12 protein-coding genes are annotated in these 15,583 nt (G+C 57.5%); 6 read left to right on the plus strand and 6 right to left on the minus strand.

Going from position 1 to position 15,583, the window contains the following annotated elements; genetic code table 11:
* Nucleotides 1-104 precede the first annotated feature (104 nt).
* The 4 genes from lysS to VGE55_RS10135 form a co-directional block, all read right to left on the minus strand.
* Entirely contained in the window at nucleotides 105-1,640 is a 1,536-nt protein-coding gene (gene lysS / locus VGE55_RS10120) for a lysine--tRNA ligase (RefSeq protein ID WP_331131558.1), read from the minus strand.
* 2 nt (nucleotides 1,641-1,642) lie between these two features.
* Nucleotides 1,643-2,747, minus strand: a protein-coding gene (prfB, locus tag VGE55_RS10125) for a peptide chain release factor 2 (RefSeq protein ID WP_331131559.1) whose coding sequence is annotated in 2 segments (ribosomal slippage) — nucleotides 1,643-2,665 and nucleotides 2,667-2,747 — 1,104 coding nt in all. Because the reading frame shifts where the segments join, the coding sequence is not laid out codon by codon here.
* Between the two features lie 67 nt (nucleotides 2,748-2,814).
* Entirely contained in the window at nucleotides 2,815-4,563 is a 1,749-nt protein-coding gene (recJ, locus tag VGE55_RS10130) for a single-stranded-DNA-specific exonuclease RecJ (protein WP_331131560.1), read from the minus strand.
* Nucleotides 4,560-5,774 carry a hypothetical protein gene (locus VGE55_RS10135; protein ID WP_331131561.1) on the minus strand — a complete coding sequence of 405 codons (1,215 nt, stop codon included), beginning with the start codon at nucleotides 5,772-5,774 and terminating at the stop codon, nucleotides 4,560-4,562. Before VGE55_RS10135 ends, recJ begins: the two co-directional genes overlap by 4 nt.
* 75 nt (nucleotides 5,775-5,849) lie before the next feature.
* On the opposite strand from VGE55_RS10135, the gene VGE55_RS10140 reads away from it, so the two are divergent.
* Genes VGE55_RS10140 through VGE55_RS10150 form a run of 3 tightly spaced genes read left to right on the plus strand, consistent with a single transcriptional unit; the run spans nucleotide 5,850 to nucleotide 8,768 of the window.
* Entirely contained in the window at nucleotides 5,850-7,103 is a 1,254-nt protein-coding gene (locus tag VGE55_RS10140; protein WP_331131657.1) for a lipoprotein-releasing ABC transporter permease subunit, read from the plus strand.
* On the plus strand, nucleotides 7,096-7,806 hold the full coding sequence (locus VGE55_RS10145; RefSeq protein WP_331131562.1) for an ABC transporter ATP-binding protein: 711 nt from the start codon (nucleotides 7,096-7,098) through the stop codon (nucleotides 7,804-7,806). The genes VGE55_RS10140 and VGE55_RS10145 overlap by 8 nt, the downstream gene beginning before the upstream one ends.
* Before the next feature lie 35 nt (nucleotides 7,807-7,841).
* Nucleotides 7,842-8,768, plus strand: coding sequence for a recombination-associated protein RdgC (locus tag VGE55_RS10150; RefSeq protein WP_331131563.1), 927 nt, complete (start codon nucleotides 7,842-7,844; stop codon nucleotides 8,766-8,768).
* A 1-nt stretch (nucleotide 8,769) separates the two neighbouring features.
* Here the strand turns inward: VGE55_RS10150 and VGE55_RS10155 are convergent, their stop codons facing one another.
* Nucleotides 8,770-9,327: a DUF2062 domain-containing protein gene (locus VGE55_RS10155; protein WP_331131564.1), complete on the minus strand. Its 558-nt coding sequence runs from the start codon at nucleotides 9,325-9,327 to the stop codon at nucleotides 8,770-8,772.
* Nucleotides 9,328-9,342: 15 nt separating this feature from the next.
* Here VGE55_RS10155 and VGE55_RS10160 point away from each other — a divergent pair, with 15 nt between their 5' ends.
* Nucleotides 9,343-10,140 carry a TatD family hydrolase gene (locus tag VGE55_RS10160; RefSeq protein WP_331131565.1) on the plus strand — a complete coding sequence of 266 codons (798 nt, stop codon included), beginning with the start codon at nucleotides 9,343-9,345 and terminating at the stop codon, nucleotides 10,138-10,140.
* Here the strand turns inward: VGE55_RS10160 and VGE55_RS10165 are convergent.
* Nucleotides 10,129-11,472, minus strand: a complete 1,344-nt coding sequence (locus VGE55_RS10165) for a hypothetical protein (RefSeq protein WP_331131566.1) — start codon at nucleotides 11,470-11,472, stop codon at nucleotides 10,129-10,131. The genes VGE55_RS10160 and VGE55_RS10165 overlap by 12 nt on opposite strands.
* Nucleotides 11,473-11,610: 138 nt before the next feature.
* On the opposite strand from VGE55_RS10165, the gene VGE55_RS10170 reads away from it, so the two are divergent.
* Both VGE55_RS10170 and VGE55_RS10175 read left to right on the plus strand, forming a co-directional pair.
* Nucleotides 11,611-14,064, plus strand: coding sequence for a DNA internalization-related competence protein ComEC/Rec2 (locus VGE55_RS10170; RefSeq protein WP_331131658.1), 2,454 nt, complete (start codon nucleotides 11,611-11,613; stop codon nucleotides 14,062-14,064).
* A 95-nt stretch (nucleotides 14,065-14,159) separates the two neighbouring features.
* A complete protein-coding gene (locus tag VGE55_RS10175; protein WP_331131567.1) occupies nucleotides 14,160-15,575 on the plus strand; it encodes a circularly permuted type 2 ATP-grasp protein in 1,416 nt (471 codons plus the stop codon).
* Nucleotides 15,576-15,583 lie beyond the last annotated feature (8 nt).

Raw genomic sequence — 15,583 nt, forward strand, 5'->3', positions numbered from 1 at the left:
GGGCTACCGGTGTTGCCGGGAATAATCAAAAAGCACGGGCTGCCAGTGCTGCCCAAGGGGCAATAAAAAACCGGCATGGGCAGCCGGTTTTACTTAAGCAGCCTTCAATCCTCGCGCCGCAAGTGCGGAAACAAAATCACATCCCGAATGTTGGGGCTGTCGGTGATGAGCATCATCAACCGGTCAATCCCAATACCGCAACCACCGGTGGGGGGCATGCCATACTCGAGCGCGCGAATGTAATCGGCGTCAAAGAACATGGCCTCATCATCACCCGCTTCTTTCGCTTCCACCTGTTTGCGGAAACGGTCGGCCTGGTCTTCGGGGTCGTTCAGCTCCGAAAAGCCGTTGGCAATTTCCCGGCCGGTGATGAACAACTCAAAGCGCTCGGTGATTTGCGAATTGTTGTCCGATGCACGGGCCAACGGCGACACTTCCACCGGGTAGTCCACAATAAAGGTGGGCTCCCACAGCAGGCTCTCGGAGGTTTCTTCAAACAAGGCCAGTTGCAAGGCACCCACACCTGCGTTTTTCAGCGCAGGTTCTTTCTCGGTGTTCACACCCTTCTTCAGCAGCGCAGCTTTCAGTGCAGCCACATCGTTCAGTTGCTCGGTGGTGTACTCCGGAAAATACTTCTGAATGGCTTCGACAATGGTGAGGCGCGCAAACGGCTTGGACAGGTCGAGTTCACGGCCCTGGTAGGTCAGCGTGGCTGTGCCGCGTGACTGGATGGCTGCGTTCTGGATGACTTTCTCGGTGAAGTCCATGAGGTCGCGGTAATCCCAATACGCCGCATAAAACTCCATCATGGTGAATTCAGGGTTGTGGCGTGGGCTCACACCCTCGTTGCGGAAGTTGCGGTTAATCTCAAACACCCGCTCAAACCCACCCACAATCAGGCGCTTCAAATACAGCTCGGGCGCAATTCGCAGAAACATTTCCATGTCCAGCGCATTGTGGTGCGTAATGAATGGCTTGGCCGATGCACCGCCGGGAATGGGGTGCAGCATGGGTGTTTCCACTTCAAGAAAACCGTGGTCGGCCATGAAACTGCGAATGGACGACATGGCTTTGGAGCGTGCCACAAAAGTGCTGCGGGTTTCTTCGGTCACAATCAGGTCGACATACCGCTGACGGTATTTCATTTCCTGGTCAGCCAGTCCGTGAAACTTGTCGGGCAATGGGCGCAGGCTTTTGGCCAACAGATGAATCTCGGTGCAATGCACGCTCAGCTCACCCTTCATGGTTTTAAAGAGCTTGCCTTTGGCAGCGATGATGTCGCCCAGGTCCCAGTGCTTGAACTCACCGTGAGTTTCTTCGCCCACACCATCGTTGTTGATGTAAAACTGGATACGCCCGGTGCCGTCTTGCACGGTGGCAAAACTGGCCTTGCCCATCACGCGTTTCAGCATCATGCGGCCAGACACACTCACTTCAATGCCTTGTGGGTCCAGTTCTTCCTTGCTAACGTTGCCGTACTGGGCGTGCAGGTCAGCCGCTTTGTGGGTGGGCTTGAAGCCGTTTGGAAAGGCCTGGCCTTTTTCACGCAACTTGCTCAGCTTGCCACGGCGCTCGGCGATGATCTGGTTTTCATCCAACGGCTGCTCATCGGCACCGGTGTTCTGTGTTTTGTCATTCATGGTCAGATGCCTTGTTTCAAGCTGGCTTCAATGAAGGGGTCGAGGTCGCCATCCAGCACACGCTGGGTGTTGGAAATTTCAACGCCGGTGCGCAAGTCTTTAATACGGCTGTTGTCCAGCACGTAACTGCGAATTTGATGGCCCCAACCCACATCGGTTTTGGTGTCTTCCAGGGCTTGTTGCTCGGCCATGCGCTTGCGCATTTCAAACTCATACAGCTTGGCCTTCAGCATGCTCCAGGCTTCGTCGCGGTTGCGGTGTTGCGAACGGTCGTTCTGGCACTGCACCACGATGCCGGTGGGAATGTGGGTTAAGCGAACAGCGGAATCGGTTTTGTTGATGTGCTGACCACCCGCACCGCTGGCGCGGTAGGTGTCGGTGCGCACATCGGCCGGGTTGATTTCGATTTCAAAGGAATCGTCCACCTCGGGGTACACAAACAGCGAGGCAAACGAGGTGTGGCGACCACCGGAGGAGTCAAATGGGGACTTGCGAACCAGGCGGTGTACACCCGTTTCAGTGCGCAGGTAACCAAAGGCGTACTCGCCCTCCACTTTCAATGTGGCCGACTTGATGCCCGCCACATCGCCATCGGACTGCTCCATGATTTCAACCTTGAAACCCTTGCGCTCGCAGTATTTGATGTACTGGCGCAGCAACATGGACGCCCAGTCTTGCGCTTCGGTACCACCAGCACCGGCTGTGATGTCGATAAAGCAGTTGGCGGGGTCGGCCGGGTTGCTGAACATGCGGCGAAACTCGAGGTCTTCAATGACCTTTTTGTACGACTCCACATCGGCTTCAATGGCTTCTAGAGTGTCGAAATCGCCTTCGCCCTTGGCCATTTCAGCCAGTTCAGACGCATCAGCAAGATTGCTTTGCACCGTGTTCATGGTCACCACCACGCCATCGAGCAGCTTTTTTTCCTTGCCCAGTTCTTGCGCGTGTTTGGGGTCGTTCCAGACGTCGGGGGCCTCCAACTCGGCATCGACTACGGTCAGTCGTTCCGCTTTGCGGTCGACGTCAAAGATACCTCCGCAACTGGCCTGCACGGTCGGCGAGGTCAGTCAGGGTGTTGATCAGGGCATTTAAGCGTTCGGCTTCCATGGTTTTCAGCGAGTGTTTGCGTAACCTTCTATTGTAACGCAGGAAGCCGCTGGCGGTTTGACCGCCTCTACAGCACGTGCTCCACAATCAGTTGCACAGCCTCGCCACCCTGGAATGTATCCCGTTCAAAGCGGTAGGCAATGCGAACTTTGTGCGGCAGGGGCTCGGTACTGCGCCAACGCAGGGCTGTGAATGTTTTGCCGTCGCGGCGCAGGGTGAATTTGCTGTGGGCGTTTTTGAGTAAACGGTGTTCCACCACCTCAAATTCATCGTGAAACAACGGGGGCGGAAAGCCCTGCCCCCACACCTGGGTTTCCAGCAGGTCGGCCGCCTGGCCCACAATGTAGTCAGCGGGAATGGACCCATCCGTTTCCACGGTTTGCGTCAGCGCAGACGGGTCGCAAAGGTCTAGCACCGCTTGGGCGAAGGCCACCTTGAATTCATCCAGGTATTGGCCGTCCAGCGTTAAACCGGCGGCCATGGCGTGTCCGCCAAATTTGGGCATGGCGCCTTCAGGCAGGCGTTTGCTCACCAAGTCCAGCACGTCGCGCAAATGCACACCCGGCACAGACCGGCCACTGCCCTTCCACTCGCCTGCATCACCCGGCGCCAGCGCAATCGTGGGGCGGTACAGCTTTTCCTTGATGCGGGAGGCCAAAATGCCGATCACACCCTGGTGCCAACTGTCATGGGCCACCACCACCCCGGCAGCCGGGTTGTCGCTGCTAACGAAGGCTTCAATGTCGGCCAAGGCATCGCGCTTCATGGACTCTTCAATCCGCTTGCGCTCCTCGTTCATTTGGCCCAACTGGGCCGCGAGTCGACTGGCTTCTGCTGCATCGTCCGTGATCAAGGTGCGAATGCCGATGGTCATGTCGGACAAGCGCCCCGCTGCATTCAAACGCGGACCAATCGAAAAACCCAGGTCGGTGGCCACCGCCTTTCGGTGGTCGCGGCCAGCCTCGTTGAACAAGGCCAGCAAGCCCGGCTGGGCCTGGGCCTGCCGAATTCGCTTTAGCCCATGGGCCACCAAGCGGCGGTTGTTGGCGTCCAGTTTCACCACGTCGGCCACGGTGCCCAAGGCCACCAAATCGAGCAGTTGGTCAATTCTGGGCTGGCTTTGGGCATCGAAAGCCCCCCGGTCGCGCAGCACGGCGCGGGTGGCCAGCAAGGTGTAAAACATCACCCCCACACCCGCGATGGATTTGCTCTCGAAGCCGCAACCGGGTTGGTTGGGGTTCACAATGGCGAGCGCCTCCGGCAGGGTGTCACCGGGCAGGTGGTGGTCGGTCACCACCACACCAATGCCCAAGTCGTTGGCTTCGCGAACGCCGTCCACGCTGGCAATGCCGTTGTCCACCGTCACCAGCAAATCGGGTTCAAATTGCTCGGCAGCCAGGCGAACGATTTGCGGGCTTAGGCCATAGCCATAGTCAAAGCGGTTGGGCACCAAAAAATCAATGTGGTAGCGGCAGGCTGCCTCGTCGGCACCCAATGCAGCCAACAACATGCGCAAGCCACGCACTGCCACGGCCGTGGCGGTTGCACCATCACAGTCATAGTCACCAATCACCACAATGCGTGCCCCGGCTTCCAGCGCATCGGCCAAAATTTCGGCGGCCTCTGCCATGCCCTTCATGTCCAGTGGGTTGAGCAAATCCTGCAGGCGTGCCTGCACATCTTCGGGTTTGACTGCCCCCCGGGCTGCCATCAAACGGGCCAACAAGGGGTGTAAGCCCTGTTGCTGCAACTGGGCTTCCAGGTGGGGCTGCGCAGCACGCACCTTGAGTTGGGGGGTGTTGGTGTGTTGGGTCATGGTCGAGCTTTTCCGACGCCGGGCTGGGGTTCAAATTCACCCAGCAGCATGGCATTCAGTTGGTCTTGTTCCTGCTGCCCGCGCTGGTAGGCCGCTTGCAGATCGTCTTCGGTGGGCAGTCCATCGGGCTCGGGCTCTGCCAAGTGCAGCCAGTTGGGTTGCCGCTGCCAGAATTTCAAACGCTGCGCCCAGCCACTGCGGGCGGTGCGCCAGCCGTGTTGGCCCATCAAGGTCCAGTCAAACGCCAGACCAGCCAAACGCATGGGCTGAAGCACCTCGTCCTCCAGCACCTTGAACGCGGATGTGGTGCCGCCCCAGCCATCAAAGTCCACTACGTACACTGTAGATGGGCTGGTCTCGCTGGCGTGGGCGCCCTTGAGCAATTGTGTCCAAAACACCAGGCGATTCAACGCTTCACCACCAGCGTCGGTGATTTTGACAGCATCAAACACGCCATCTGCACCCACAGCCTTCACCGTGGGCAAGGCCTCAGTTGCTTCCCAGGCACGCCCGCCGCCCCAAAACCACAGTGCATTCAGGGGTTTCAAGCCCCGCTGCTCACGGGCTTGATTGAATGGCGCGTTGTGCAGTTCCACCTGAAGGTTGAGCCACATGCGGCGCCAGGCGGCGCAATCATCGCTCATGGGCAAATAGTCGGTGAGGCGAATGCCCTGCACCGACCAGGGCGAGGCTTGCTCCATGGGCAGTGGGGTGTTGTTGCTCAACGCCGTGTGAAATCCGGGTGTCCCCTCCACACGCCAGCCCTGCGCTGCCAGTTCGCCTTGCACCACGGCCCAAAAAGCCGCCAGGTCGGCTTGACCCACTTGAAGCACCTCGGGCGGGGTGAATTGCACACCATCCCGGTTCAACTCGAGGTTGCCCACCGTGCCAAAAAACCGTGTGAAATCGGCGGCCTGCGCATTCAACATGGCCCACGCCGGGTACTGGTCGAACTTTGCGAGCCCATCGGGATCCAAGCAGTTCAACAGCCATGCCTCAACCCGATCCAGGTGACCTGCTGGCTGGTGCATGTCGGGCAGACTGCGCGCCATGACTTGAAGCAAACCGGGCGGCAGGCCTTGAAATATCTGCCCGGGCGATTGCCCCTGGCCTTTGGCGCCCTGTGAGCGTTGAAGACGGGCCAGTGCAGCTTCGGGAACCAGAATGTTGGGGATGAGAACCCTTAAAGGCGCATGGTGGGTGTTGGGCACGGTTTTATTCACACTACAATGGGTGCGCGCTGCACGGGGTGCAGGCACACAAACAATCAATCGGACACAGTTGTGATTAGTTTACCCTTTGACGTCGAGATTGCCCTGCGCTACGTGCGCGGTGGTGGCCACCGCAGTCGCGATCGTTTCATTTCTTTTATCTCGGGCCTGTCCATGGCGGGCATTGGCTTGGGTGTTGCTGCGCTCATCGTGGTGCTCTCGGTCATGAACGGCTTCCAAAAGGAAGTGCGCGACCGCATGTTGTCGGTGATTGCCCACATTGAAATTTTGGCACCGCAGGATGGTTTCATCGACCCCGATGAATTGCGCAAACAAATCAAGGCCTTCGACCCGGACATTGTGGGCGTGGCCCCCTATGTGGCCGGTGAAAGCATGTTGGCCTATGGCGACCTGCTGAGGCCAGCCATCGTGCGCGGCATCGACCCCACACTGGAAACCCAAGTGTCCACCTTTCAACAAGTGGTGGGTGGCAAACTGTCGGACCTTGCGCCCGGCGAATTCAAGGTGGTGATTGGCCTGGACCTGGCCCGCCAAATTGGGGTGCAGGTGGGCGACAAAATCACACTGATTGCGCCATCGGGCCAAATGACGCCAGCGGGCATGATTCCCCGCCTGCGCGCCTTTCAAATTGCCGCGTTGGTGAGCACCGGCCACTATGAATACGACAGCGGCCTGGTCTTGATGAACATTGACGACGCAGCCCGCTTTTACCGCAGCAACGGGCCCACCGGCCTGCGGGTTAAGTTGAAAGACATGAACAGTGCCCCCTTCATGGCCCGCAAACTGGAGAGCAACCTGCCGCCCACCGTGTGGGTGCGGGATTGGTCAGTGCAAAACCGCACCTGGTTTGCCGCCGTACAAACCGAAAAACGGATGATGTTCATCATTTTGACGCTGATCATCGCGGTGGCGGCCTTCAACCTGGTGTCGATGTTGGTGATGACGGTGAAAGACAAACGTGGCGAAATCGCCATTCTGCGTACCTTGGGTGCCAGCCCCTTTTCCATTCAGCGCATTTTCATGTTGCAAGGCGCTTTGGTGGGTTGGATCGGCACATTCCTGGGTGTAACAGCCGGTTGGCTGATTGCCATCAATTTGGGCGCCATCGTACCGTTCATTGAGCGCACCCTGGGCGTAGAATTTTTGCCAAAGTCCATCTATTTCATCAGTGAATTGCCTTCTGACCCGCGCTTGGGCGACATCGTGACCATTGTGTCCGTGGCGCTGGTGTTGAGCGTGCTGTCCACCATTTACCCCAGCTGGCGGGCATCGCGCGCCGAACCGGCCGAGGCATTGCGGTATGAATAATCCCAATCAACAAACCACGGTGGTGCTGGAAACCCAGCGACTGAGCAAAGCCTTTCAAGGCATTGGCGCAGCAGACCAAGCCACACAGGTGATCAAGCACCTGGATTTACAAATTTCGGCTGGCGAAACTGTCGCGATCGTGGGTGCATCGGGCGCGGGCAAAAGCACCTTGCTGCATGTGCTGGGTGGCCTTGAAAAGGCCGACAGTGGCTCGGTGTTGTGGAGTGGTGAAGCCATTGAACCGTGGTCGGTGAAACAACTGGGCCTTGAGCGCAACCGCCACCTGGGCTTTATCTACCAATTCCACCACCTGTTGCCCGAGTTTTCAGCGCTGGACAATGTGGCCATGGCGCTGCGCATTGGTGGATTGAACAAAGGCGATGCGCAAGCGCGCAGCCGAACATTGCTAGACAAGGTGGGGCTTGCGCATCGCTTGAGCCATCGACCTGCAGAATTGTCGGGCGGTGAACGCCAGCGTGTGGCCATTGCCCGCGCCATGGTGACCCAACCCAAAGCCATCTTGGCCGATGAGCCCACCGGCAACCTGGACCAGGAAACCGCCGATGCCGTATTCGACCTGTTGCTGAATGCCACACAAGAACTGGGCACGGCACTGGTGATTGTGACCCACTCGCTGGAACTGGCTCGCCGCTGCAAACGGGTGTTGCGCCTTGAAAAAGGCGAATTGAAACCCGCGAACTGAAACCCTCCCCCAACATTTCACCGACGATACAACCCATGTGGTTCAAAAACCTGTTTATTTACCGCCTGCACAACTGGAACGAAACCGCTGACAGCCTGCATGAAAAACTGGCTGAGCATGGCTTGCCACCCTGTGGTGGAGGCGATTTGCAAACCCGTGGATGGGTTGCACCCAAAGCCGATGGAGAGCCCTTGGTGTTTGAGTTGAACAAGCAATTGCTGATCAGCCTGGGCATGGAAAAAAAGTTGCTGCCCGCCAGCGTGGTGAAGCAGTTCACACAAGCCCGCGTGGCCGAGATTGAAGAGCGCGAGGGCTACAAGCCTGGCCGCAAGCAGGTGAAAGACATCAAAGAAGCGGTGATGACTGAACTTCTGCCCCGCGCATTTGTAATTCGCAGCCGAACCTACGCCTGGATCAACCCGGTGGACGGCCTCTTGATGATTGATGCGAGCAGCCCCAGCAAAGCTGAGGATGTGATGGGTTTGCTCATGAAATCAGTCCCCGGGCTGGCGCTGACCCTGCTGAAAACCAAGGTGTCGCCGGGCACTGCCATGACGCAATGGCTGACGGAGGAAGACAATCCGCGTGGCTTTACAGTGGACCAGGATTGCGAACTGCGCAGCCGTGGCGAACAAGCCGCCACCATTCGATATGTAAAGCACAGCCTGGACAGTACTGAGGTGGCCCGCCACATTCAGGGTGGTAAAACCGCCACTCGACTGGCACTGACCTGGGCAGACCGGGTATCGTTCGTGTTGCAGGAAAACTTGCAATTGAAGCGCATCGCACCGCTGGACGTGTTGAAAGAAAGTGCAGACGTGGACAAAGACAATGACGCCTTCGACACCGACTTCGCGTTGATGAGCGGTGAACTAAGAAAACTGATTGGTGATGTCGTGAACCTGCTGGGTGGTGAACTGAAGGTGGGCGAAAGCACAACCGAAACTCTGAAAGCCGCTTAAGTCAGTGAATGCTTTTGGCTCGGCGTGCTTTGCGCCGGGCCCAACTGCAACGCACACCAATGTTCCAGCCCACCCGCACCATGCAATAACCCACTGCTGACAAGGTGATCATGAGGGCGGGCAAACCCACCGCCAGCGATGGTCCCAAGCCCAGCATCCAGTCCAGAAGCGCATGCAGTGAGCCTGAAAAGTTGTGCCAGTCCCAATCCGGCACTGGGTGCATGACCGCACCACCGCCCGAACCCAGCAACCAGTCACCGTAAGCCACCGCCACAATATACAGTGGCACAATCGTGATGGGGTTGGTGTACCAGGTGGTGGCAAATGCCACCGGCAGGTTCACCTTGCACAACAGTACCCAGACGAATGCAGCAGCCACTTGAAAGGGCCCTGGAATGAGTCCGCAAAACAAACCTGCAGCAACCCCCCCGGCAATGCTGCGGCGGTTAAGCGCCCACAGGTTGGGGTGCGCCAAGTGCGACTTGAAATGCCGCAACAGCGGGAGCCGCTCAAAGTGCTCGACAGAGGGCAAATGATGACGAATCCAGCGGCGAATCATGGCAAACTCAACAACATGTGGACAGACACACACCTACATTTGGATACACATGAATACGACCACGACCGGGTGGAAGTGGTTTCACGCGCGCTGAATAAACATGTTAACCGGTTTGTGTTACCGGCCGTGCATGCAAACCATTTTAATGCGCTGGTGGCACTTGCCCATCGCACGCCCGGGGCAGTGTATTGCCTGGGCATACACCCGCTGTTGGTGCACCAGTCTGAGGACTACCATTTGGAGGTGCTTCGGGATGCACTACAGCAACACCGAGGGGACCCTTTGCTGGCTGGCGTGGGTGAAATTGGCCTGGATGGTTTTGTGCCCGGGTTGGACTGGAATCGGCAGGTGGCGTTTTTTCACGCGCAACTCAAGATGGCCCGGGACTTTGACCTGCCGGTGGTGATGCATGTGCGCAAAGCGCAAGACCCCATCCTCAAAGGCTTGCGCATGTTCAAGCCCAAAAGCGGCATTGCCCATGCATTCAATGGCAGCTTTCAACAGGCCGAGCATTTTTTGAACCTGCACATGAAATTAGGCTTTGGCGGGGCTTGTACTTTCACCCGGGCACTTCAGCTTCGGCGACTGGCTGCTGAATTGCCCTTGGAAGCGCTGGTGCTGGAAACCGACGGGCCCGACATCCCGCCCGAATGGATCAACAAGCAACGCAACGAACCCGCCCATTTGCCCCAAATCGCGGAGGTGATTGCAACGCTTCGGAACATTCCCCTGCAAACATTGGCACAGCAGGTTGCCCTCAATTCCGAGTCTGCCCTGCCTGCTTTGCGGGCCGCAAAAAACTCATTCCAGTGAATCAAATTCGAACTGCAATTCTTTCCGTGCGTTCAGTCGTCTTATCGTGGTTTTTAGCAAATCAGCCATGAAGGCCACATTGGTCTTCTCAACAGGCGCCATGGTTTGACGAGTCAACTTGACCAAATGGCCAACATCATCACCGGTATCAAATGAGACCAACTCCGGATGAACAAGTTGCCTTTTGACCTTGCACAGCAATTCAAACTCTGCCTGTTCGGCAGCGGAATGCAGGCCAATCGCCTGACAGACCGTGTCACGCAATTGGCCAATAACATATTGACGCCCAATCGCACCGCGATCTGCCGCAGCGACATCACAACGAAGGACCGCCTGTTGCAACTCGGCCAACTGAGTGGACACCCAATTAACCAGTTCCATCAGATCAGCAGATCGATTTGATTTCATTTGGCCTTGAATGTCGGACAGGACTCGAACAGGTTCGTTGATCCAATTGGAAACCAGCGACTCTCCCACGGTGCTGTTACAACAGCCGTCAGGCAAGACATTCACCAGTGGCCGTGATAGAAAACGCTCTGCCAAACGAGGGGATAGACTGGCTTTCAAATGCCGAGCAATTCGCCAAAAAATCGTGGACTCCAACTGTTTGAATTCGACCAGCGGACCATGGTCAGATTTTGAGTCCACGCTTGAGGAGTGGGAGAACCGGGGTCTGGCTTGCACGGGGAGTGAACTTGAGGTGATTGGTGTGGAGAGCCCTTTCAAAAAGGTTGAAAAAAAATGCTCGTGGGTGATGGCAAGAGACAAGCAAGACACCGGACTGTCCACCAAATTGGGGGCCAGACTAGACTCAATGCGCCACACATCGGGAACCTCACTTGAGCGAAACGGCGAATGTCTGGCCACGGGATGAAAGTGGCAATGCCCCACATCGAATGAGCGACCAATCTCCAGTCCACCCGATTGCGTGGGTGGTTCAACCATCTGAATTTCCCCATTCCGCATGCGTGGTCCGTGATCAGCAACGCTCAACATGCGGGGATCTCCAGCACCATGGACAACATCCACATTCAACCCAGGCAACGAACTGCGCATGGCATGTGGCTGGACAAGCCCGTAATACCCTTGTGCCCGCAATGATGCCGGCACTGCCCGAACAAGACCGAGACTGTCATACCGAGGCCGCCCACCTGTGTAGGCTTTAAAGCAATGCATGATGGCGCCGTTGGGGTGCATCAATGCATCCACAGCGGCTTCTGCCGCGTCTCTGGCAGGAGCTAATTCATGCTCAGCGTTGCGAACATGTGAACCGAAATCCAAGGAGTCCTTGATTGGCAGGTTGATGCCAGCTGTTGTACTGAATTGAGTCATTGAACGATGTGTAATTTGACAGGGGCTCTGTGTGGAAATTTCCGGATAGAAAGTTCGTGCAGGCTGGGGGGACCTTGATGGGGTCATTACCCCACCCTCCATCGAAGGATTTGAATGCCGCGATGCAATGCTGATGACATGTATCGTCAGCATTCGCCCCAGTTTCGCCGCCTGGTTGGCGCTTTTTGTTGTGGACTTTGGCTGTGCAGCCAAAGTCCACTCGAATGGGCACACGCATGGTCCAACCATCAAAGTTGGGGTGTTGGGCTCTGGGCCTGCTTGTTGTGCACAGCAGTCTATGGAGTGGTGACCACCGCAGGGCGGTACCGGCAGCCTCTGTACTTCAAAACACTGGCCATTTTGCTGGCGTGCATCGCCGGTTACGGCTGGATGGCTTTGGACAGCACTGCCACCCTGGCACGGCGCATTCCGCTGAACTGCCATCGCCAAGACGTCACCACCCATTTTCAATTGCTGGAATTGGGCATGCGCCCTGGGGGCATGGTGCGCGCACAGGTTGAAAACGAATCGCCGTCCCCGTGTCTTCCAAAACAAGCACGTTTGATGCTGCGGCTAGACCAAGACCAAACCCAACAACTACAGGTCGGTGACCACTACACTGCCAGGCTCACACTGCGAGCCTTGCACCCCACAAAAAACTTCGATGGCTTTTCGATTGAACACCATTGGATGCAACTGGGCTTGTCTGGATTTGCACAAGTGAATGGCAACATCACCCACTTGGCCAATGAACATGGCGCTTGGCAACGACTGCTGCACTGGCCAGCACGGCTGCGTTGGACGCTCACCGAGTGGGTGGTACAGACTTTGGACGGCCACAGCCAACAGGCCTTGGTGCTGGCCCTGCTCACGGGAGACCAGGGCCTCATCGACCCTGAGCATAGAACCCTGTATGCCAACACGGGTATTGCCCACCTGGTGGCCATTTCAGGCTTGCACATCACCTTGTTTGCCCACCTGTTTGGCGCCTTGCTGGCGCGTTTGTGGCGGCTAAGCCCCAGGCTCTGCCTGCAGTGCCCGGCCGGGCTCGCTGGCCTCGCCGGGGGTACTGTGATGGCCCTGCTTTATGCACTCACCTCGGGTTGGCAAGCCCCAGCCCAGCGCACGGTGTACATGTTGGCAATGACAGCCTGGCTGCTGTGTCGGCAGGCCAAAACCAACCCTTGGGATGTGTGGTTTACCGCTGCGGGGCTGTGCATGCTCGCCAGCCCTTGGTGTCTGTACGACACCGGCTTTCAACTCAGCTTTCTGGCCATTGCCACCTTGATCTTTTCAAGCCACGGGCATTACCGCTTCAATTCACGGTGGCCGGATTGGCTTTCCGAACCCGTGCGTGCCCAATGGGCAGTCACCGTCGGTTTGTTGGTGCCTTCTGCCATGCTGTTCAATCAACAATCCCTCATCAGCCCCTTGGCCAATGCCATCGCCATTCCGTGGATGAGCGTCGTTAGCACACCACTGGCTTTGCTGGGTGGCCTGGGCCATCAAGCCTGGGCACTCCACCTGGCAGCCGGTTCGCTGGCCGCACTGGAAAGCGCGCTGGGTTGGCTCGTAGAACAGGGCCCAGCTGTGTTGCACCTGCACAGCCAACCCGCCTGGATATTGGGGCTGGCGGGTTTGGGTTGTGCAGGCTTGTTGATGCCACGCCACGTGTTTCCGCGCACACTGGCCTTTGCACTGATTGCGCTCATGGCCCTGCCCCCCGCACGCCCGGCCGAGCAAACTTTTTGGGTGACTGCACTGGACATTGGGCAAGGCACCGCGGTGGCTGTGCAAACCCGTCATCACGCATTGATGTTTGACACCGGTCCTGCACTGACGCCACAAAGCGACCAAGGTCGATTGGTGCTATTGCCCTGGCTGAAGGCACACCTCAATGGCCCTCTGGATGCACTCTGGATTTCCCACAGCGATGCAGACCACAGTGGCGGCGCGGCATCGGTGCTGGCCCAGTGGCCAATCCGTGCGTTTGCCAGTTCGCTGCCACCCGACCACCCGCTGCAAGCCGCAGCACGCAGCAATGGCGAACGTTATTCACGTACAGTCAACACCGCAGACTGCCATCGGTTGCCCACCTGGGAATGGGACGGTGTGCGGTTTGAACCCTTGCCCATTCGCCAGGACGACCCCACGGACAAACGCTGGACCACCAACAACCACAGCTGTGTCTTGCGGATTCACAACGGTGTGCACAGTGTGTTGCTCACGGGCGATGTGGAAACCTTTGCCGAGCAAAAGCTGTTGGAGCAACACCCACCTGAAGCCCTTCAAAGCGAAGTGCTGTTTGCACCCCACCACGGTTCAAAAACGTCGTCCAGCCCTGCGTTTCTAGAAGCCGTACAGCCCACACTGGTTATTGTTCAGTCGGGCTGGCACAACCGCTACCACCACCCCCACCCCAGCGTGATGGCTCGCTACACAGGGCAAAACCTGCCGGTACTCAACACCGCCCAAGATGGTGCAATCCGCCTGCGTTTTGGCGCAGACACCACCCCACCCAGCCTCGAAACAGCCGTTCAGATTCGCGCAGGCCTGGGGGCAACGCACGAAAACAGTGCATACCAGCCCTGACACTGTTAACTTTCTAAAACATGGCCCGCTTTCAGGCTGAATCCGCTTGGCACACTTCTTGTTAAACACAGGGGATAGAAGAAGGAATCCACACCATGTCCATCCCGGCATTTGATGAAATGCGCAACGCCCAAGGCGCCGTGCGACCCCACTATCAAGACTTTTCAAAATGGTTGGACAGCCAGGCCGCCGAGCGCTTGCACAACAAGCGGGCTGAGGCGGACCTTATTTTTCGCCGCGTGGGCATTACCTTTGCCGTGTATGGCGACGATGCCGGCACCGAGCGCCTTATTCCCTTCGACATCGTGCCGCGCATTATCCCGGCGGCTGAATGGAAAATTCTGGAAACCGGCCTGCGCCAGCGGGTGACAGCGCTCAATCTGTTTTTGAAAGACATTTACAACAAGCAGCACATTTTGAAAGCGGGCCTGATACCGCCCGAACAGATTTTTGAAAACGAGCAGTACCGCCGCGAAATGCAGGGTGTGAAAGTGACTGGCGACATCTATGCCCACATTGCCGGTGTCGACGTGGTGCGGGCAGGTCAAGGTGAGTTCTATGTACTCGAGGACAACCTGCGCGTGCCTTCCGGTGTGAGCTACATGCTGGAAAACCGCAAAATGATGATGCGTTTGTTCCCCGAACTGTTTGCCCGCAACCGCGTGGCCCCGGTGGAGCATTACCCTGACAAACTGTTGGAAAACCTGCGCAGTGTGTCGCCCCGCCAAGGCAGCGAACCCACTGTGGTGGTGCTCACCCCGGGCATGTACAACTCGGCTTACTTTGAACATGCGTTTTTGGCCCAGCAAATGGGTGTTGAATTGGTCGAAGGCAAAGACCTGTTCGTGGACGACGAGGTGCTGTACATGCGCACCACCCAAGGCCCCCGTCGCGTGGATGTGATTTACCGCCGACTGGACGACGACTTTCTGGACCCCAAAGCCTTCCGGCCAGACTCCCAATTGGGCGTGCCTGGGTTGCTGGCCGCTTACCGCGCGGGCAACGTCACACTGTGCAATGCCATTGGCACCGGCGTGGCCGACGACAAGTCGATTTACCCCTATGTACCCGACATGATTCGCTTTTACCTGAGCGAAGAACCCATCATCCACAACGTGCCCACCTGGATGTGCCGCAAGCCCGAGCATTTGAAAGAAGTGCTGGCCAAACTGCCTGAACTGGTGGTGAAGGAGGTGCACGGCGCCGGTGGTTACGGCATGTTGGTTGGCCCTGCATCCACCCAAGCACAAATTGAAGAATTTCGCGCCAAGCTGATTGCAGACCCGGCCAAATTCATCGCACAACCCACCTTGGCCTTGTCCACCTGCCCCACTTTTGTGGAGTCGGGGCTGGCGCCCCGCCACATCGACTTGCGTCCCTTTGTACTTTCAGGCAGCAAGGTGTCGCTGATACCGGGTGGCTTAAGCCGTGTGGCCCTGCGCGAAGGCTCGCTGGTGGTCAACAGCAGTCAGGGCGGCGGCACGAAAGACACTTGGGTACTGGAACGCTAAAGAGGAGG

This window comes from Limnobacter sp. (genome assembly GCF_036405155.1).
Lineage (GTDB): Bacteria > Pseudomonadota > Gammaproteobacteria > Burkholderiales > Burkholderiaceae_B > Limnobacter.

What these genes read in the sequence shown, in the direction of transcription:
- lysS (WP_331131558.1), bottom strand. Translation starts at nt 1,640, where the DNA reads ATGAATGACAAAACACAGAACACCGGTGCCGATGAGCAGCCGTTGGAT.
- VGE55_RS10175 (WP_331131567.1), top strand. Translation starts at nt 14,160, where the DNA reads ATGTCCATCCCGGCATTTGATGAAATGCGCAACGCCCAAGGCGCCGTG.
- VGE55_RS10170 (WP_331131658.1), top strand. Translation starts at nt 11,611, where the DNA reads ATGTATCGTCAGCATTCGCCCCAGTTTCGCCGCCTGGTTGGCGCTTTT.
- recJ (WP_331131560.1), bottom strand. Translation starts at nt 4,563, where the DNA reads ATGACCCAACACACCAACACCCCCCAACTCAAGGTGCGTGCTGCGCAG.
- VGE55_RS10165 (WP_331131566.1), bottom strand. Translation starts at nt 11,472, where the DNA reads ATGACTCAATTCAGTACAACAGCTGGCATCAACCTGCCAATCAAGGAC.
- VGE55_RS10155 (WP_331131564.1), bottom strand. Translation starts at nt 9,327, where the DNA reads ATGATTCGCCGCTGGATTCGTCATCATTTGCCCTCTGTCGAGCACTTT.
- VGE55_RS10150 (WP_331131563.1), top strand. Translation starts at nt 7,842, where the DNA reads ATGTGGTTCAAAAACCTGTTTATTTACCGCCTGCACAACTGGAACGAA.
- VGE55_RS10145 (WP_331131562.1), top strand. Translation starts at nt 7,096, where the DNA reads ATGAATAATCCCAATCAACAAACCACGGTGGTGCTGGAAACCCAGCGA.
- VGE55_RS10160 (WP_331131565.1), top strand. Translation starts at nt 9,343, where the DNA reads ATGTGGACAGACACACACCTACATTTGGATACACATGAATACGACCAC.